The organism is Pseudonocardia kujensis, from assembly GCF_021283305.1.
Classification (GTDB): domain Bacteria; phylum Actinomycetota; class Actinomycetes; order Mycobacteriales; family Pseudonocardiaceae; genus Pseudonocardia; species Pseudonocardia kujensis.
The window spans coordinates 1-18,769 of record NZ_JAJSOK010000102.1 but is presented as its reverse complement, the minus strand read 5'-3'; the positions used below and the strand labels follow the sequence as shown (position 1 = coordinate 18,769).

The window sequence follows — 18,769 nt, the reverse complement described above, 5'->3', positions numbered from 1 at the left end:
CCGCCCGTGGGCGGGTCACCGGCCGTGGGGTCGGGTGCGCGCCGGCGCACCGTCAGGCGCGCGACCGCCGCGCGCGGAGGCCGGCGGCCCCGGCGGCGCCGAGCAGTACCAGGCCGGACCCGGCGAGGACGACGGGCAGGACGTCGTCGGAGCTCGCCGCCTGACCGCCGGTGCCGGCGTTCACCGAGCCCGGCGTCGAGGCGCCCGCGGACGACGAGGCGGCGGTGAGCCTGGCGGCCAGCGCGTCGAGCCGGGCGAGCGCCTGCTGCGCCGCGGCCTTGGCCTCGGGCGAGGCGTTCGGGTCGTTCAGCACGGCGTTGGCCGCGTCGCGGGCCTGCTGCAGCGTGGACTGCGCCGCCTGCAGCCACGCGGCGTCGAAGGGCTGCCCGCTGCGCGCCTGCAGGTCGGCGACGAGGGCCTGCTGCTGGGCGTCGAGCTGGTCCCCGAGGGCCACGCCCTGCGCGGAGGCGGCCTGCTTGACCTGGTCGAGCAGCGCCCGGCCCTGCGACGTCAGATCCGGTGCGAGGCCCTTGACCTGGTCGCCGACGCCCTTGTCGGTCCCGAGCCCGCCGAGCGCGACGAGCGCGAGCGCGCCCTGGTTGGCCTGCCCGAAGGCCTGCCGGGTGGCGTCGTCCGCCTGGCCGCCGGCGTCGCCGCCCGGGGAGGGCGGGGCCGCGCTGCCGGTCGGCGCCGGCGGCGCCTGGTCGGACCCCGAGCCGCAGGCGGCCGCTCCCGTCAGCGCGAGCGCCGCGAGGACGGTCCCGGCCGCGGCGCGGGTGAGGCGAGTGGTCATCACGTTCCCCCGAAGTGTGCTGGTCACGCGGCCGAGTATCGGGGCGCGACGAGCGCCCGCAACCGCGCACGGCTCGAACGGGTGATCCGTCCGCGCGGGCCGCGGCGTCCGGTTGGCGGGACGGCGGGGTGGGTACTCAGCGAGGCGCCGGCGCGAGGTGCACGACGGTCGTCGTCGTCATCTCGTCGAGCAGCTCGGGCCCGTACCCGAACCCCTGCCCGCTGGCGCCGCGCGGCTGGGCCGCCCCGCCCGGGGCCCCGCCGAACACCGCGTTCACCTTCACGGTCCCCACCGGCAGCTCCCGCCAGGCGCGCTGCGCGTGCTCCATGTCGGGGGTGAGCACGGTCGCGGCGAGGCCGTAGCGGTCGGTCGCGGCCTCCCGCAGCGCGGTGTCGAGGTCCGGCACCTCGCGCACGGGGGCGACCGGGCCGAACGTCTCCTCGGACAGCACGGCCATGCCCGGCGTGCAGCCGCTCAGCACCGTCGGCGGGTAGAACGACCCGGGCCCCGCCGGCAGCTCGCCGCCCGCGAGCAGGCGCGCCCCGTCCGCGATGGCGCCCTGCACGTGCCCGTGGACGTGCTCGCGCTGTCGCGCGTCGACCAGCGGCCCGATCCGGTCGGCCCACTTCCGGGCCTCGGCGACCAGTGCCTCGAGGAAGGGCTGCGCGACCTCGGTGAGCACGTAGATCCGCTCCACCGACACGCAGATCTGCCCCGCGTTGGCGAAGGAACCCAGCGCAGCCTGCTCGGCGGCCCACCCCGGGTCGACGCCGGCGTCGACGATCAGCGGGTCGTTGCCGCCGTTCTCCAGCAAGGCCTTCGCACCGGTCCTGGCGCAGGCCTCGGCGATCGACCGGCCGGTGGCGGTGCTGCCCACGTGCGCGACGACGTCGACCTCCGGCGAGCCGGCCAGCACCTCGCCGACCGGCCCGTCGCCGTCGAGGATCTGCAGCACGCCCTCGGGCAGGTGCGCCGCGAGGAGCTCGGCGAACCGCCGCCCGGTGCGCGGGCAGCGTTCGCTCGGCTTGTGCACCACGGTGTTCCCGGTGACCAGCGCTGCGCCGAGCAGGCCCGCGGCCACGGCGACCGGGTCGTTCCACGGCGTCAGGACGGCGACGACGCCCCGCGGCGCGTGCACCATCAGGTCCGTCGCGCCCCACCCGCCCTGCAGGCTGCGGCCGCGGTGCAGCGGCCCGAGCTGCGCGTACTGCTCCAGGGTGCCGATGCCGGCCTCGACACCACCGCGGGCGTCGTCGGGCGTCTTGCCCGTCTCGCGGGTGTTGAGCTCCGCGAGCTCCTCGGCCGCGGTCCGGACCGCGTCGGCGGCAGCCCGGACGGCCGCGGCCCGCTCCGCCGGCGCGGTGCGCGCCCAGCCCGGCGCGGCGGCCCGGGCGGCAACGAGCGCGGCCCGGACCTCCTGCTCGGCGGCGACGGGCACCGGCTCGAGGGCCTCGCCGGTGCGGGGGTCGGAGAGGGTGAGACTGCGGGTCGGATCCAGGACGGCCGTCATGCGGGGCGGCTACCCGGGACGGCGAGAAGTACGCCGTCCCGTCCTCAGTGCACGATGCGCGCCCCGCACGCCCCGCTCAGTGCCGATGCCCGCTCCGCACGCTCCGCTCAGTGCCGATGCTCGCTCCGCTCAGTGCCGATGCTCGCTCCGCTCAGTGGTGCTTGAGCTTCGCCGGGGTCGACGGCGGCGGGACGACCGGGCCGATGTCCCCGTCCGGTGCCTCGTCGAGGTCGACCATCACCGGCGCGTGGTCGCTGGGGCCGGAACCCTTGCGCGCCTTGCGGTCGATCCACGCCGCCTGCGCCCGGCCCGCCGGGTCGGCGCCGCAGAGCACCAGGTCGATCCGCATGCCCATGTCCTTGTGGAAGCGGCCGGCCCGGTAGTCCCAGTAGGAGAACACCCGCTCGTCCGGCCACCGGTCCCGCACGACGTCGACCAACCCGGCCGCCTGCAGCGCACCGAGCGCCTCGCGCTCCGGCGGGGTGACGTGGGTGGAGCCGACGAACAGGTCGGGGTCCCAGACGTCGGCGTCCGTGGGCGCGATGTTCATGTCGCCGGCCACCACCGTGTGCGTGGTGTCGCCCGCGGACACCATGTGCCGCAGGGCCTCCAGCCAGCGCAGCTTGTAGCCGTAGTGCGGGTCGTCGGGGGTGCGGCCGTTGGGCACGTAGACCGAGGTCACGCGCAGCCCGCCGCAGGTGGCGGTGACCGCACGGGCGTCGGGGGTGTCCGAGTCGAAGGTGGGCTCCTCGGGCAGCCCGCGCACCACGTCCGTCAGACCGACGCGCGACAGCAGCGCCACCCCGTTCCACCGGCCCTGCCCGTGGTGGGCCACCTCGTAGCCCCGCTCGGTCAGCGGTCCGTCGAACTCCGCGGCCCAGTCGGCGTCGGAGAGCTTGGTCTCCTGCAGACAGACGACGTCCGGGGCCCGCTCGTCCAGCCAGGGCAACAGCCGCGGGAGCCGCGACTTCGCGGAGTTCACGTTCCAGGTCGCCAGGCGCACGACCGACGAGCCTAATCCTCGTCCGCGGGGGTGGCCTTGCGGACGTAGAGCAGCCGGTCGCCGCGCTCGAGGGCGTCGACGGCGGAGGCGTCGACCCGGTACAGCTCCTCGCCGCGCACCACGCCCAGCACGATGTCGGCGAGGTGCCGCGGTGAGCCGCCCACCTCGTCCTGCTCGACCTCGCGCTCGCTGATCGCGAACCCCGCATCCGGGGTCAGCAGGTCCTCGACGACCTCGACGACGCTCGGCGTCCGGGTCGCGACACCCAGCAGCCGGCCCGCCGTCTCCGCCGAGACGATCACCGAGTCCGCCCCGGACTGCCGGAGCAGGTGGACGTTCTCCGACTCCCGGACCGCGACGACGATCCGGGTCCTCGGCGCCAGCTCCCGCGCCGTCAGGGTGACGAGGACGGCGGTGTCGTCCCGGTTCGTCGCCACCACGATGGCCGACGCCTGGTGGGCACCCGCGATGCGCAGCACGGCCGACCGGGTGGCGTTTCCCGTCACGGTGACGAGACCGAGGGCCGAGGCCGAGTCGAGCTGCGCCCGGTCGGTGTCGACCACCACGATGTGCTCCGGTTCGACGCCGTCGCCGAGCAGCGTCTCGACGGCGGCACGACCCTTCGTCCCGTACCCGATGACGACGGTGTGGTCGCGCACGCGTGACCTCCAGCGCTGGATCCGGAACGACTGCCGGGAGCGTTCGGTGAGCAGTTCGACGGTCGTGCCGACGAGGACGATGAGGAACAGCAGCCGCAGCGGCGTGATCACCACGGTGGTGAGCAGCCGCGCGAGCGGTGTGTAGGGGACGATGTCGCCGTAGCCGGTCGTCGAGAGCGAGACCGTGGCGTAGTAGAGGGCGTCGTTGAACGAGATCTCGTCCTCGCCGTTGTTGTCGACGTACCCGGCGCGGCCGAAGTAGACGATCAACGCGGCGGCGAACAGCGCCCCGAGCGCGACGGCCACCCGCTTGAGCAGCGCGACCAGCGGCCCCTGGGGGTTGTCGGGCATGCGAAGGGCGCCGATCACCTGCGGATCGACGGGCGGGCGGCGGGGCCGATCACGCATCGCGCGGGAGACTAGCGCCCCGCGGCCGGGCCGTGGGCGCGGGCCACGGTCACCCGATCCGCTTGCGATCATGCCGGTCCATGGACTTCTCCCGGCCGCTCGCGGCGCTGCTCGGCACAGCCGCGGTGGCGCACGCCGTCGTCCCGGCGTTCTTCGACGCGATCGTCCCGCCGCAGCTGCCCGGCCCCCGGCGGTTCTGGACCTACGCGTCCGGTGTGGCGGAGGGCGCCGTCGCCGCCGCGGTGGCGGTGCCGCGCACCCTTCGGCTCGGTGGGTACGCGGCCACTGCGCTGTTCGTGGCGGTGTTCCCGGCCGACGTGAAGACGGCGGTGGACCGGTCGGACAGGCCGGCGCGGCAGCGGGCGGTCGCCCACGGCCGGCTGCCGCTGCAGGTGCCGCTCGCGCTCTGGGCGCTCCGGGTGGCCCGGGGCTAGGCCGTGAGGCCTGCGGACGCGGCCCCCTCCTGCAGTGCGTCCAGGCCGAAGGCGCCCACGGGGTCGAGCGCACCCACGCCGGTGACCCCCTGCGCGAGCGCCCGGGCCGCACCCCAGGCGAGCAGGTCGGCGGTGAGCGCGTACGGGTCGGGCGCGGTGAGCCGGGTCCGGGCGAGCAGCGTGCCGTAGGCGTCGAACACCTCGGCGACGACGTGCGAGCGGCAGCGCGCCAGCGCCTCGCCCGACGGGTCGCGGGGCAGGCGGCCGGCGAGCCGGGCGAGGCCGGCCAGGAGGGGCGTGGGCGGGGCCGGCAGCCGGCTCGCGGCGTGCACGATCCCGCTGAGCGCACCGAACCAGCCGAGGTGCACGTCGACGGTCCCGAGCCCCGGGTGCAGCCGCGGCAGCGCGAACTGCTCGACCCCGCCGATCGAGACGCCGGGCCGTGGCCGGCCCTCCACCTCGTAGGTACGGAGCCGGGCGCCGGCGTTCTCGGTGCGCAGCGCGCCGTGCCGGAGGGTGTAGCCGGGCGTGCCGGCGATCCCGATCAGCGACGTGACCGTGCCCCGGGAGAACCACCGGTCGTGGCCGGACAGGAAGTAGCCGACGTCGACCCGCGCGGCCCGCTCGCCCGCCTCCCGCAGGGCGAGCGCCCCGGCCAGCACGCCGGGCACGTAGTCGTGGCCGAAGGCCGTGAGCAGCCGCGCGCCGGAGCGTTCCGCGGCCGGGCCCTGCAGCGTGAAGACCTCGCGGACGAACGGTGGCTCGCCGGTCGAGTCCAGGTAGGTGGCACCGGCGGACACCGCCGCGGCGAGCGCCGCCCCGCCGAGCCGGGCGAACGGGCCGACGGTGGTGACCAGCACGTCGTCGGGTCCGACGAGGGCGGAGACGGAGGCGACGTCGGTGACCTCGGCGGTGGCCGTCGGGCAGCCCAGGCGTTCGCCGAGCGCGGCCAGCCGCGCGGCGTCGCGCCCGGCCAGCACGGGCCGCACCCCCCGGCCGACCAGGGCCTCCGCGGTGCGCCCGCCCGTGTAGCCGGTGGCGCCGAACAGCACGATGCGTCCACTCACGCCGGCACACGCTAGTGGGCGGTGATCAGGCCGGTCCGCGCCCGCTCGACGACCGTGCCCCCGGCAGGGCCGCACCTTAGGCTGTGCGCGTGGTGACCGAGGACGCCCCCGTCGCGCGGCGGCGACGGCTGTTCCGGCGGCCCCGCGGCGCCACCCCGGACCCGACGGAGATCCTCGCGACCGGTTCGGCGGTCGCCGCGGACCTGCGTGGCGGCCTCGCCGCCCGGCCCGGCGATCTCGGCCCCGATCCCGTGGCGCGGGCCGCCCGCCGGCTGCGTGCCCTGCTCCGCGCCGACGGCGTGGGCCTGGCGGACCTGCACGGGGAGATCGCCTGGGCCGGGCGCCCCGACCCGCAGGCCGACGAGCTCGTCGAGCAGGCCCGCCGGGACGGGCACCGAGCCGCGCGCGGGACCACCGTGGTGCTCCCGCTGCACGTCCGCGGCGAGCCCGCCGGGGTGCTCGTGGTGTGCGGCGACGTCCCCCGCGGCGCCGCGCGGCGGGCCGCGGACTGGGTGGCCGAGGCGCTCGAGCGCGGCCGCCTGGAGGCCTCGGCGCGGGCCGCGGAGGAGGCCGAGCTGAGGGCGTTGCGCGCGGAGATCTCCCCGCACTTCGTCTACAACGCGCTGACCACGATCGGCTCGTTCGTCGACAGTGACCCCGACCGCGCCCGCGACCTGATCCTCGACTTCGCCGAGTACATCCGGCACTCGGTGGCCCGGCGCGGCGACTACACCACCCTCGCCGGGGAGTTCCGCGCCGTCGAGGCCTACCTGGCGCTGGCCCGCGCGGTGCTCGGGGACCGGCTGCGGGTGCAGGTGCGGATCGCGCCGGAGGTGCTGCCGGTCGCGCTGCCGTTCCTCGCCCTGCAGCCGCTGGTGGAGAACGCGGTGCAGCACGGCGTCGAACGCCGTGGCGAGGGCGGCTCGGTGCAGGTCAGCGGCGAGGCCCAGGGATCGGAGTGCGTGATCGCGATCGAGGACGACGGGCCGGGCATGGACCCCGAGGTGGCCCGCGCGGTGCTCGCCGGGGCCGGCCCGGGCGACGGGCTGGCGTTGACCAACGTGGACCGGCGGCTGCGCGCGGTGTACGGGCCGCAGTACGGGCTGGTCATCGAGACCGCGGTCGGCGCCGGCACCCGGGTGGTCATGCGGGTGCCGCGCTTCCAGCCCGGGGTGGTCGCCTCGTGAACGGGTGGACGAACGGCGGGGCCGACGGGGCGCGCCTGCGCGTCCTGGCGGTCGACGACGTCGCCCCGGCCCTCTCCGAGCTGACCCGGCTCCTCGCCGCGTCGCGTTGCGTGGAGGAGGTCGTGCCCGCCGGCGACGCGCTCACGGCGCTGAAGCTGCTGCGAGCCCGCCGCTTCGACGCGGCCTTCCTCGACATCTCGATGCCGGGGATGGACGGGCTGGAGCTCGCCGCGCTGCTGGCCCGCATGACCGATCCCCCGGAGATCGTGTTCGTGACGGCGTTCGAGGAGCACGCCGTCTCGGCCTACGGCGTCGGAGCGCTGGACTACCTGCTCAAGCCGGTCGCCGCAGAACGGCTCGACGCCACCCTCGCCCGGGTGCTGCGCGTCGCGCGGGCCGCGGACCCCGCGCCGCCCGTCCCTGCCGTCGACGAGCTGGCCGCGGTGTCGGTCGAGCTCGGCGGGCGGACCCGCTACGTCCGGCGCGACGACGTCCGCTTCGCCGAGGCCCAGGGCGACTACGTCCGGCTGCACACCCGCGGCGGCTCGCACCTCGTGCGGATGCCGCTCTCGCGGCTGGAGGAGCACTGGTCGGGCGTCGGGTACGTGCGGGTGCACCGCAGCTTCCTGCTGGCCGTGCACGCGGTGCAGGAGCTGCGCAGCGACGCGAGCGGTGGGCTGCTCGCGCACACCGACGCCGGTGACGTGCCGGTGAGCCGCCGGCACGCCCGTGAGCTGCGGGAACGATTGCTCGAGGCGGCTACGCGCGGCGACTTCTCGCCGGGCCGGCCGCGGTGAGCGGGCCGGCCCTGCCCGGGGCGGCCGCGCCCCGGTCGGCGGCGACCGGAGCGGCGGCGACCGGCGTGCCGGTGTTCGGGGTGCCGGTGCTCGGGGTGCCGGTGCTCGGGGTGCCGGTCCCCGGGGTGCCGGCATGACCCGGCAGCGGCGGGTCGCCGTGACCAGCCCGCAGACCCGGGTGGCGTTCGCCGCGCGCCGGGGCGTATCGGCGGTGCCGCGGTCGCTGAGCGGCGACGAGCTGCGGGCGGCGGCCCGGATCCGGCGCCGCCAGCTGCGGGTCGCCGCCGGCACCCTCGCCGCCGCCGCGCTCCTGCTGGTCGGGTTGCCCGTGCTGCTCGGGGTGGTGCCGGTGGCGCTGCGGCTCGGGCCCGTCCCGGTCGTCTGGGTCGCCGTCGCGCTGCTGCCCTACCCCGTGCTCGCCGGACTGGCGCACTGGCAGCTGCGCCGCGCGGAGCGGACCGAGGACGGCGCCGAACAGATCGGCAGGGACCGGCAGGACCACGCCCGGTGACCGCGCTCGCCGTCGTCCCGGTCGTCCTGGCGACGCTGCTGATCGGGGCACGGGGCGTCGCGGCCCTGCGCTCCACCTCGGACTTCCTCGTCGCGTCCCGGCGGGTCTCCCCCACCCTCAACGCCGCCGCCGTGTCCGGGGAGTACCTGTCGGCGGCGTCGTTCCTCGGCACGGCGGGGCTCGTCGTCAAGAACGGGGTGGGGGCGCTCTGGTACCCGGTCGGGTTCACCGCGGGCTACCTGTTGATGCTGGTGCTGGTCGCGGCCCCGATGCGCCGCACCGGCGCGCTGACCGTGCCGGACTTCGCCGAGGCCCGGCTCGGATCGCCGGGCCTGCGCCGCTTCAGCGCCCTCGTGGTGCTCGTGATCGCCGGGCTGTACCTGGTGCCGCAGTTCACCGCTGCGGGCCAGGTCCTCACGCTCGTCAGCGGCACGCCGCACTGGGTCGGGATCGTGGTCGCCGGGGCGGCCGTGAGCATCACGCTCGCGCTCGGCGGGATGCGCGCCGCGACGTACGTGCAGGCCTTCCAGTTCGTGCTCAAGCTGCTGCTGTTCATCGTGCCCGCGATCTGGCTGGTGGTCGCGGCCGGCGCCGACACCCGCGCGGAGGCGCTGCGGCCCGCGGAGTACGCCGCCTTCCCGCGGCCCACCCAGGTGACGTTCCGCCTGGACACCCGGCTGCAGGTGCGCGAACCGGTCACGGTCCTCGCCGACGGCGTGCCGGCACGGCTCGAGCCCGGCGAGCACGTCGCGCCGGGCGACGCGACCTGGGTCTTCCCGGAGGGCGCGGCGGTGCCGGAGATCGCGGGCGCCGCGCTGCCCGGCAGCGCCACCTGGCAGCAGCCCCTGCTCGACGGCGGCAACGGGCACCCGCTGCTGGCCACCTGGTCGATCCTGGTCGCCACCGCGTTGGGCACGATGGGGCTGCCGCACGTCATCGTCCGCTTCCACACGAGCCCCGACGGCCGCGCCGCCCGCCGGACCGCTGCGATCACCGTCGGGCTGCTCGGTTCCTTCTATGTGTTCACCGTGGTCTACGGGCTGCTCGGCGGGGTGCTGGTGCCGGAGCTGTACCTGTCCGGGGCCACGGACACCGCGGTCGTCGCGCTGCCGAGCCGGGTGGACGGCGGCACCACCGGCGACGTCTTCACCGCGCTGCTCACCGCAGGGGCCTTCGCCGCGTTCCTCGCCACCTCGCTCGGCCTGCTGCTCGCGCTCGCCGGGGCGCTCGCGCACGACCTGCTGCCCGGGTCGCTGCGCCGGCTGCGGCTCACCGCGCTGCTCGCCGCCGGGGTGATCGTGCTGCTCGCCCTGCCCGCCGTGCGGATCGACGTGGGTGCCGTCGTGACCTCGGCCTTCGCCGTGGCCGCGTCGACGTTCTGCCCGATGCTGGTCCTGGGCATCTGGTGGCGGGGGCTGACGGCGCGGGGCGCGTTCGTGGGGATGGCCGTGGGGTTGGCCTCCTCGGCCGGGGTGATGGCGCTGGGGCTGGTCGCGCGGCCGGACCCCGGGCTCGTGGCCCTGCTCCTGGGGCAGCCGGCACTGTTCTCGGTGCCGCTCGCGTTCCTGACGATGGTCGGGGTGTCCCGCCGGGACCGCCCGCCGCCGGGTGCTGAGCCCGCGATGCTGCGCCTGCACCTGGACGAGCGGACCTGAACCGAGGACCGCTCGTCGCAGAATCCGACCGTTCGTCGGCCATTCGTCGTCCGCGCCCGCGATGTGTCGTGCGTTACTTCCGCGCGTCTCGGGTACTCCGCTGTGCTGTGCCCGGAACGACCTGGTCCGTCCGGGTCCGACGCAGCACGACACCCCACAGTGCGAGGAGGCACCGTGAGCACCACCGAGTCCCCGCCCCCTGCCGGCGAGAGCCCGGCGGGAGGCACCACGGCCCACCCGGACTGGACAACGGTCCAGCAGAGCACCGAGTTCCAGGCCCTGCGGCACCGCCTGCGGCGCTTCGTCTTCCCGCTCACCGCGGCGTTCCTCGTCTGGTACCTGCTGTACGTGGTGCTGGCGAGCTACGCGCCCGGCTTCATGGCGATCAAGCTCGCCGGGAACATCACCGTCGGCCTGGTCTTCGGCCTGCTGCAGTTCGTGTCCACCTTCGCCATCACGACCTGGTACGTGAAGTGGGCGGACAAGAAGTTCGACCCGCACTCGGAGGCGATCCGCAAGGAGATCGAGGGGGCCGGCCGGTGAGCGTCCTGGCGCAGGGCGGCGTGGAGGGTTCCAGCCCGCTGCTCAACATCAGCATCTTCGCGATCTTCGTGGTCATCACGCTCGCGATCGTGATCCGGGTGAGCAAGAAGGCGTCGAGCGGCGCCAGCGACTTCTACACCGCGGGCGGCGGCTTCTCCGGCCCCCAGAACGGCATCGCGATCTCCGGCGACTACCTGTCCGCCGCGTCGTTCCTCGGCATCGCGGGCGCCATCGCCCTGTACGGCTACGACGGCTTCCTCTACTCGGTCGGCTTCCTCGTCGCCTGGCTCGTCGCGCTGCTGCTGGTCGCCGAGCTGCTGCGCAACACCGGCCGGTACACGATGGGCGACGTCCTGGCCTTCCGGATGCGCCAGCGCCCGGTCCGTGCCGCGGCGGCGACCTCCACGCTCGCCGTCTCGTTCTTCTACCTGCTGGCCCAGATGGCCGGCGCCGGCGGCCTCGTCGCGCTGCTGCTCGACGTCAAGTCGAAGACCGGCCAGTCGATCGTCATCGCCGTCGTCGGCGCGCTGATGATCGCCTACGTGCTGATCGGCGGCATGCGCGGCACGACCTGGGTGCAGATCATCAAGGCGGTGCTGCTGATCGTCGGCGCCGGCGTGATGACGCTGTGGGTGCTCGCCCTCTTCGGGTTCAACCTGTCCGCGCTGATGGGCGACGCCGTCGCCCACGTGGGCTCGGCCGGTGAGAAGCTGCTCTCCCCGGGCGCCCAGTACGGCAAGAGCGGCATCACCCGGCTCGACTTCATCTCCCTCGGCCTGGCGCTGGTGCTCGGCACCGCCGGCCTGCCGCACATCCTGATGCGCTTCTACACCGTGCCCACGGCCAAGGAGGCCCGCCGCTCGGTGACCTGGGCGATCTGGCTGATCGGCATCTTCTACCTGTTCACACTGGTCCTCGGCTACGGCGCGGGTGCGCTCGTCGGCCCGGACGCGATCAAGAAGGCGCCCGGCGCGGCGAACTCTGCGGCCCCGCTGCTGGCCTACGAGCTCGGCGGCACGGTCCTGCTGGGCCTGATCGCGGCCGTCGCCTTCGCGACGATCCTCGCCGTGGTCGCCGGGCTGACGATCACGGCGTCGGCGTCGTTCGCGCACGACATCTACATCAACGTGATCAAGCACGGCCAGGTGCAGGACGAGCAGCACACCGAGGTGAAGATCGCGCGCCGGACGGCGGTCGTGATCGGCATCGTCGCCATCCTCGGCGGCATCCTCGCCAACGGCCAGAACATCGCGTTCCTCGTGGCGCTCGCCTTCGCCGTCGCGGCCTCGGCGAACCTTCCGACGATCCTCTACTCGCTGTTCTGGAAGAAGTTCAACACCAACGGCGCTCTGTGGAGCATCTACGGCGGTCTGGGCATCACGCTGGTGCTGATCATCTTCTCGCCGGTCGTGTCCGGGAAGCCGGTCGACCCGGTGACGGGCAAGAGCGCGTCGATGCTGCAGGGCGTGGACTTCCACTGGTTCCCGCTCGACAACCCGGGCCTGATCTCGATCCCGGCGTCGTTCCTGCTCGGCTACCTCGGCACGGTGCTGTCGAAGGACAAGGCGAACGCGGACAAGTACGCCGAGATGGAGGTCCGCTCGCTCACCGGTGTGGGAGTGGAGAAGGCCGTCCAGCACTGAGCTCGCACTAGGGAACCATGATGCGATTCCGGGGGCGTTGGGTTCGCATTATGGTTCCCTAGTGCGTTCTCGGGCAGGGATTTCGCGCATTATGGTTCCATAGTGCGTTCTCGGTCGAGATCGTCAGGGGCTCTCGGGGATGCTGCGGATCATGGCGTGCAGCTCCTCGGCGGTCTCCAGGTCGGCGGGGCGGAGGGTGACGCCCTCGCGCACGTAGTGGAATGCCGCCCGCACCTTCTCCGGCGGCACCTCCGCCAGCGCGGCCCACGCGAGCCGGTAGACGGCGAGCTGCACCCCGACGGCGTGCCGGCGCGACTCGTCGGGCACCGCGCCCGTCTTCCAGTCGACGACCGTGAACCCGCCGTCCGGGTCGGCGAACACGGCGTCCATCCGGCCCCGCACCGCGACCCCGGCCAGGACCGTCTCGAACGAGACCTCGGCCTCGACCGGCACCCGATCGGCCCACTCCGAGGCGAGGAACGCCTCCTGCAGCTCGGCCAGCTCGGCGTCGGAGGACTCGCTCGCACCCTCGTCGGCCGCGCCCGGCAGCTCGTCGATGTCGAGCAGCCGCTCCGCGCCGAACCGCTGCTCCAGCCAGGCGTGGAACGCGGTGCCGCGGCGGGCGTGCGGGTTGGGCGGCAACGGCAGCGGGCGGCGCAGGCCCGCGGCGAACGCGTCGGCATCGGCCGCGAGCTCGACGAGCTGGCTCACCGACACGTGCCCCGGCAGTGCGACCGACGGGCGGGCGACCCCGGCGGCGCGTTCCGCGAGCAGCACGTCGACGTCGGCCGCCCAGCCCTCCGGGTCCGGCTCCTCCATCGGCTCCGGCTCGATGTCGAAGCTCAGCTGGTCGGTCTCGCGCGCGCGACGGCGCTCGGCCCGCCGCGCCCGCTCCTGCGTGCGGATCGCCTCGCGGACCAGCTCCGCGCCCTCGTGCACCGCGCCGGCGCGCGGGCCGAGCGGGTCCGCGGGCCACTCGGCGGTGACCTGCTCGGCGAGCACCGGGTTCTCGGCGCCCTCCTCCGGCGGCTCCGCCCACACCTCGGGCTCCGCGATCGCGCGCAGCTCCTGCAGGAACGGCGACGGCCCGCGCGGCTTCGAGCCCGTGGCGCCCCAGTGGTGGCCGGAGCAGAGCAGGACGTGCTCGGAGCGGGTGAGCGCCACGTAGAACAGCCGGCGTTCCTCGGTCTTCCGGCGCTCCTCGAGGGCGGCGTCGTGCTCGTCGAGCGCCACCTCCACCTGCTTGCGGTCGGGTCCCGGCGGCAGGTAGAGCCCGGGCAGGTCGTCCGCGTCGCCCCGCAGCGGGACCGGCAGCTCGGCCACGCCGGTGAGCCAGGTGCCGGACATCCGCCGGCCCGGGAAGACCTGGGCGACCAGGTGCGGCACCGCCACGACCTCCCACTCCAGGCCCTTGGCGGCGTGCACGGTGAGGATCTGCACGCGGTCCTCGGCCACCTCGACCTCGCCCGGGGACAGCCCGTCCTCGGCCTTCTCGGCGGTCTCGAGGTAGTCGAGCAGGGCGGGCAGGCTCGCCACCTCGGCGCCGGTCGCGAAGTCCGCGACGACGTCGGCGAAGGCGTCGAGGTGCGCCCGGCCGGCGGGCCCGGGGCGGGCCGCGGTCTCCACGTCGAGCAGCAGGACCCGCTCGACGTCGGCCACCAGGTCGGTGAGCGGCGCCGACGCCCGCGACCGCAGCCACGACAGCTCGCGCGCGAGCCGGGTGATCCGCGCGTACCCGGCCGGCGAGTACCGCTCGGGTCCGCCCGGGTCGTCCAGCGCGTCGACCAGGCCCGCCTGCTCAGCCTGCTCGCCGGGCAGCGCCCCGAGCGCGAGCTCCGCCGGCGGCAGCGGACCGGGGCGCGACGGCAGCGGTGGCACCAGCTCGCGGGCCCGGGCCCACAGCGCGGCGAGGTCGCTCACCCCGAGCCGCCAGCGCGCGCCGGTCAGCAGCCGGACCGCTGCCGGCCCGGCCAGCGGGTCCGCGACGATCCGCAGCGCGCTGACCAGGTCGCGGACCTCCGGGGTGTCGAGCAACCCGCCCAGCCCCACGACCTCCACCGGCAGCCCCCGGGCACGCAGCGCGGCGGCGAGCGCATCCATGTCCCCGCGGCGGCGGACCAGCACCGCCGAGGTCGGCGGCCCCTTCCCTGCGGCGTCCCGGGCGCGCCAGTGCGTGGCGATGCCGTCGGCCACCCAGTCGACCTCGGCGACCACGTCGGGGTGCAGCGCCACCCGCACCTCACCGGGCACGGCCTTGGGACCCGGGCGCAGCGCCCCGACGGCCACCGAGTCCGGCGCGGTGCGCAGCGGCTCGGACACCGCGTTGGCCAGGTCCAGCACCTCGGCGGGATTGCGGAAGCTGGTGAGCAGCCCGTACTCACGGGCGGGTGCGCCGCCGGGCCGCGGGAAGTCGGTGCGGAAGCGGGTGAGGTTGCCCGCGCTCGCCCCACGCCACCCGTAGATCGACTGGCAGGGGTCGCCGACGGCCGTGACGGCCAGCGGCTCCTCGCGCGCCGGCTCGCCCGGGATCCGGCCGAACAGGGCGCGCAGCAGGACGCGCTGGGCGTGCCCGGTGTCCTGGTACTCGTCGAGCAGCACCGCCCGGTACTGCGCGCGTTCGATCTCGCCGACCTCGGGCCGGGCCTCGGCCACCCGGGCGGCGATCGCGAGCTGGTCGGCGAAGTCCATGGCGCGCTCGGCGGACTTGCGCCGCGCGTACTCCTCGACGAGCGGGAGCAGCTCGGCCCGCAGCCGCTGGGCCCCCATCCGGTCCCGGTACTTCTGCGACGGCTCGGCCCGCTGGCGCTTGCCCGGCGGTGCGTTCTCCAGCACCGCGAGCAGCCCCGAGGTGAAGGAGCGCAACCGCTCCGGCTCGACGAGGTGCTCGCCCAGCTCCCCGGCCAGGGCCAGCAGATAGCCGGTGACCGTGGCCGGCACCCGGTCGACCTCGAGATCGGCCGCCCACGACGAGACGACCCGGTGCGCGAGCTGCCACGCCGCCGTCTCCCCCAGCAGCCTCGACGCCGGCTCGGCGGGCAGCCGCAGCGCGTGCTCGGCGACCAGCCGACCCGCGTAGGCGTGATAGGTCGCGACGGTCGGCTCGCCCGCGAGCAGGGCCGCGCGGCGGCCGCCGCCGGGATCCAGCTCGTCGAGCAGCGGGGACCCGGCGAGGCGACGCAGCCGCGAGCGGACCCGCGTGCCGAGCTGCTGCGCGGCCTTGCGGGTGAACGTGAGACCCAGGACCTGCTCCGGCAGGACCTGTCCGGTCGCCACCAGCCAGACGACGCGCGCGGCCATCGTCTCCGTCTTGCCCGCGCCCGCCCCCGCCACCACCAGCGCGGACTCGGGCGGGGCGGCGATCACCGCGGCCTGCTCCTCGGTGGGCGGCGGCAGTCCGAGGGCGCGCGCCAGCACCGCGGGCGCGAGGCCCGGGTCGGCGGGAGCGATCGTCACGGCACCTGTCTACCCGACGGCACCGACAGGACCGGGTGGGCGGTGCGGCCGCTCAGGCGGCCTGGCCGGGCAGCTTCGAGACCCGCATGTAGTCGACCTGCAGCTTCGTCTCGGCCGGGGTGGTCTCGTCCGGCGCCGCCATCCAGTCCTTGGCCGGACCCTGGTCGAGCTGGATGGTGGCGTGCATCGGCGTGGTCGGGATCATCGCCTTGTCGGTGGTCTCGAACGTCTTCTTCCCGTCGATGTACGCGGTCAGCCGGTCCGGCAGCCATTCGAAGGCGAAGGTGTGCCACTGCGAGAAGTCGCCCTTGGTGGCGTCGCCGAACGTCTTGTTGGCCGAACCGCCGTAGTGGATGATCGTGTGCGCCAGGTCCCGGTTCTCGCCGGGGACCTCCATCATGTCGAGCTCGCCGTCGTCCGGCCATTTCTCCGAGTCCGGCCACAGCAGGATCGCCGAGCCCCAGCCGCGGCCCTTCTCGGTGCGCGCGCGGAACTCCCACCGCCCGTAGAGCTGGCCCTGCGAGTGGGCGACACCACCCGAGACACCGCCGTCGCCGGGGCGGGCGGTGATCGTGAGTGCGCCGTCGACCACGGACACCGCGTCGGGGCTGCGCCTGCCGTTGCCGAACGCGCCCTTGGATTCGTAGGTGCCCCACGTGCCCTTGTCGAGCGAGCCGCCGGCGAACTCGTCGCCCCCGGCGGGCACCCAGGCGACGCCGGACGAGGCGGCCGCGGCCTGCCGGGCCGCGTTGGGCGCCGGCTTCCTCGGGGTGGTCGGCGCCGGCTTCGCGGTGGTGGTCGGGGCCGGCGTCGGCGGGGCCGAGGAGGTCGGCGGGGGCGCCGTGGTCGGCGCCGTGGTCGGCGCGGCGAGCACGGCCCCCTGCGAGGAGTCGGGGGCAGCGGTCAACTCGGGTTCGGCCGCGGAGCCGCACGCGCTGAGCACGACGGCCAGCAGGCCGGCGACGCCGACCGCACGGACGCGTTGGCGGGACACGGGGAGCCTCCTGGAACCGGACCGCCACGCGACGACGCGGGGAGCAGCGGCGTGACGGGATGAAACGCAAGGGGACGCGCCCGAACCTAGCGTCGCCACACGGCCGGGTGACCGCCGATACTCCGAGCGGACGCATGGGCGCGGTGCACGGTCGTCGCAGGTCGGACGGGGTGGGCGGGCGGCCCGCCCGGCTCACTCCTCGACCACCGAGCGACCCGACTCGACAGCGGGGCAACTCCCCCGAACGGGGCAGCGGTCGCAGTCCGGCCCGACGCGTGCGACGTAGGCCGGGCCGGAGGTCTCCCTCGCCGCCTCCCACACGATGTCCCGCCACCGGGCCGCGGCCTCGGCGTCGAGCGGGGGCTGGACGGGTTCCTTCGGCGAGCCCGTCGCCTTGCGGTCGGCCACGAACACCAGCCGCGCACCCCCGGGCGCGGCCCCCGCACCGACCAGGTCGGAGAAGGCGCCCAGGGTCGCGGCGAGCTGGTAGACCGCGAGCTGCGGGTGCTCGGCCGCCGAGGCGGCGCTGACCGCGGTCCGCCCGGTCTTGACGTCGACGACGACGGGACGGCCCTCCGCGTCGACCTCCAACCGGTCGACCCGGCCCCGCAGCCGCACGGTGGGACGGGGCGTGCCGACCTCGACCTCGTCCGGATCGTCCCCCTCGATGTCGAGCTGGACGGGGTGCTCGACGGCGACCAGCCGCAGGCCCTGCTCCCGGCTCTCGCGCAGCCATTGGGCGTAGCCGGCGAGCATGCCGCGGACCCGGGCCAGCTCGCGGCGGCCGTACCAGGGCGCACCCGCGTCGAGCCGCGCCCAGGCGGTGCGCAGCGCGGCGTCGAGCTCCGCGGGCTCGGCGCCCGCGGCCTGTGCCTGCACCAGGGCGTGCACGAGCGAGCCGGTGACGGCCGACAACGCGCCCGTCTCGTTGCCGCCGTGCCGCTCCAGCACCCAGCGCAGCGGGCAGGACAGGATCCGCTCGATGTCCGACGGCGACACGGGCACGATCTCGCCCTCCGGGCGCAGCGGCGCCGCGGCCGAGGGCTCGGGCAGGCCGTACCAGTCGTCCGGATGCGCGCCGGGCACCTTCTCCGCGGCGAGGCGCGCCAGCTGGGCCGCCGCACGTCGGCGGCGGGACGCCCGGGCCGGGTCCCCGTGGTCGGGCTCGGTGACGGCCCGGCGCAGCTCGCCGACCAGCTCGGCGAGGACGAGCGCGCGGCCGGGGCGGAACGTGGGCCGGCCCTCGGTGGCGTCTGCCGGCAGCGGGTCGAGCTCGTCGAGGAAGCGGGAGGGCTGCTCGTCCTCCGCGTGCACCGCGCTGACCAGCAGCGTGCGCCGCGCACGGGTGCAGGCGACGTAGAACAGCCGGCGCTCCTCGGCGAGCAGCGGGGCCACTCGGGACACCACCGCCTCGGCGCCGGTGGGTTCGGCGATCCCGGCGACGACGTCGACCAGCCGCTCGTTGCCCAGCAGGCTGCCCCGCAAGCGCAGGTCCGGCCAGCTGCCCTCCTGGACGCCCGGGACGGCGACGACCTCCCACTCGCGCCCGCGCGCGGCGTGCGCGGTGAGCAGGGCGACCGCCTCCTCCCGCGGCGCGCCGGTGGTCTGGGTGTCGCCGGGGAGGTGCTGGTCGCCGAGGTACTCGGCGAAGCCCGCGACGTCCGCACCGGGGAGCCGGTCGGTGTAGCGGGCGGCGGCGTCGAACAGCGCGAGGACCGCGTCGAGGTCCCGGTCCGCCGCCGCGCCCACGGGTCCGCCGCGGGCGCTGGCCGCGGCCCAGCGCCGGGCGAGCCCGCTGCGCTGCCAGACCCGCCAGAGCACCTCCTCGACCGTGCGGCCCTCGCCGGCGGCCTCGGCAGCGGTGGCGAGCAGGGCCGACACGGCGCGCAGCGGTGCGCTGTCGCCGGGCGGGAGCGCGGTGAGCGGGTCGGGGCGGCCGGCCGCGGCGGCGCGCAGGGCTTCGACCAGCAGCGGATCGCTGCCGACGCGCTCGACGTCCTCCGCGGAGGGGTCGTGGGGATCGGAGGGCGGCGGGAGGTCGGAGGCCGGCGCGGAGGCTGCGGCGCGCGCTCGATCGGCCGGGTCGGCCAGGGCGGCGGGGTCGGCGGGGGC

General features: G+C 75.7%; 16 protein-coding genes. 8 read left to right on the top strand and 8 right to left on the bottom strand.

From position 1 onward, the window contains the following. Positions 1-52 precede the first annotated feature (52 nt). The 4 genes from LWC35_RS36745 to LWC35_RS36730 form a co-directional block, all read right to left on the bottom strand. A complete protein-coding gene (locus LWC35_RS36745) occupies positions 53-820 on the bottom strand; it encodes a DUF4142 domain-containing protein (protein ID WP_232875121.1) in 768 nt (255 codons plus the stop codon). Between the two features lie 109 nt (positions 821-929). Continuing rightward, entirely contained in the window at positions 930-2,303 is a 1,374-nt protein-coding gene (locus tag LWC35_RS36740) for an aldehyde dehydrogenase family protein (protein ID WP_232875120.1), read from the bottom strand. A 151-nt stretch (positions 2,304-2,454) separates the two neighbouring features. Beyond that, positions 2,455-3,306, bottom strand: coding sequence for an exodeoxyribonuclease III (locus LWC35_RS36735; protein ID WP_232875119.1), 852 nt, complete (start codon positions 3,304-3,306; stop codon positions 2,455-2,457). Positions 3,307-3,317: 11 nt separating this feature from the next. After that, a complete protein-coding gene (locus LWC35_RS36730; protein WP_232875118.1) occupies positions 3,318-4,373 on the bottom strand; it encodes a potassium channel family protein in 1,056 nt (351 codons plus the stop codon). A gap of 80 nt (positions 4,374-4,453) precedes the next feature. Between LWC35_RS36730 and LWC35_RS36725 the strand changes: the two genes are divergently transcribed. Next, the gene (locus LWC35_RS36725) at positions 4,454-4,807 is read left to right on the top strand and encodes a DoxX family protein (RefSeq protein ID WP_232875117.1); all 354 of its coding nucleotides are present in this window, start codon (positions 4,454-4,456) and stop codon (positions 4,805-4,807) included. On the opposite strand, the gene LWC35_RS36720 is transcribed toward LWC35_RS36725, so the two are convergent. Next, positions 4,804-5,874 carry a saccharopine dehydrogenase family protein gene (locus tag LWC35_RS36720; RefSeq protein ID WP_232875116.1) on the bottom strand — a complete coding sequence of 357 codons (1,071 nt, stop codon included), beginning with the start codon at positions 5,872-5,874 and terminating at the stop codon, positions 4,804-4,806. The two genes, LWC35_RS36725 and LWC35_RS36720, sit on opposite strands and share 4 nt — an antisense overlap. Before the next feature lie 89 nt (positions 5,875-5,963). Between LWC35_RS36720 and LWC35_RS36715 the strand changes: the two genes are divergently transcribed. The 7 genes from LWC35_RS36715 (at position 5,964) to LWC35_RS36685 (ending at position 12,210) form a co-directional block, all read left to right on the top strand. Next, positions 5,964-7,061 (top strand): sensor histidine kinase, encoded by a 1,098-nt coding sequence (locus LWC35_RS36715; protein WP_232875115.1) that lies wholly within the window; start codon positions 5,964-5,966, stop codon positions 7,059-7,061. After that, a complete protein-coding gene (locus LWC35_RS36710) occupies positions 7,058-7,858 on the top strand; it encodes a LytR/AlgR family response regulator transcription factor (protein WP_232875114.1) in 801 nt (266 codons plus the stop codon). Before LWC35_RS36715 ends, LWC35_RS36710 begins: the two co-directional genes overlap by 4 nt. After that, positions 7,855-7,995: a hypothetical protein gene (locus LWC35_RS36705; RefSeq protein WP_232875113.1), complete on the top strand. Its 141-nt coding sequence runs from the start codon at positions 7,855-7,857 to the stop codon at positions 7,993-7,995. The genes LWC35_RS36710 and LWC35_RS36705 overlap by 4 nt, the downstream gene beginning before the upstream one ends. Further along, complete coding sequence (locus tag LWC35_RS36700) at positions 7,992-8,369, top strand: hypothetical protein (protein WP_232875112.1); 378 nt, start codon at positions 7,992-7,994, stop codon at positions 8,367-8,369. Before LWC35_RS36705 ends, LWC35_RS36700 begins: the two co-directional genes overlap by 4 nt. After that, positions 8,366-10,024 carry a sodium/solute symporter gene (locus LWC35_RS36695; protein ID WP_232875111.1) on the top strand — a complete coding sequence of 553 codons (1,659 nt, stop codon included), beginning with the start codon at positions 8,366-8,368 and terminating at the stop codon, positions 10,022-10,024. The genes LWC35_RS36700 and LWC35_RS36695 overlap by 4 nt, the downstream gene beginning before the upstream one ends. A 174-nt stretch (positions 10,025-10,198) precedes the next feature. Beyond that, entirely contained in the window at positions 10,199-10,567 is a 369-nt protein-coding gene (locus tag LWC35_RS36690; protein ID WP_232875110.1) for a DUF485 domain-containing protein, read from the top strand. Continuing rightward, positions 10,564-12,210: a monocarboxylic acid transporter gene (locus LWC35_RS36685; protein WP_232875109.1), complete on the top strand. Its 1,647-nt coding sequence runs from the start codon at positions 10,564-10,566 to the stop codon at positions 12,208-12,210. The genes LWC35_RS36690 and LWC35_RS36685 overlap by 4 nt, the downstream gene beginning before the upstream one ends. A gap of 123 nt (positions 12,211-12,333) precedes the next feature. On the opposite strand, the gene LWC35_RS36680 is transcribed toward LWC35_RS36685, so the two are convergent. The 3 genes from LWC35_RS36680 to LWC35_RS36670 form a co-directional block, all read right to left on the bottom strand. Beyond that, positions 12,334-15,663 (bottom strand): ATP-dependent helicase, encoded by a 3,330-nt coding sequence (locus LWC35_RS36680; RefSeq protein WP_232875108.1) that lies wholly within the window; start codon positions 15,661-15,663, stop codon positions 12,334-12,336. A gap of 52 nt (positions 15,664-15,715) precedes the next feature. Next, the gene (locus tag LWC35_RS36675) at positions 15,716-16,657 is read right to left on the bottom strand and encodes a glycoside hydrolase family 16 protein (RefSeq protein ID WP_232875107.1); all 942 of its coding nucleotides are present in this window, start codon (positions 16,655-16,657) and stop codon (positions 15,716-15,718) included. Between the two features lie 192 nt (positions 16,658-16,849). Next, on the bottom strand, positions 16,850-18,769 hold a 1,920-nt coding region (locus LWC35_RS36670), incomplete at its 5' end, for a PD-(D/E)XK nuclease family protein (RefSeq protein WP_232875106.1).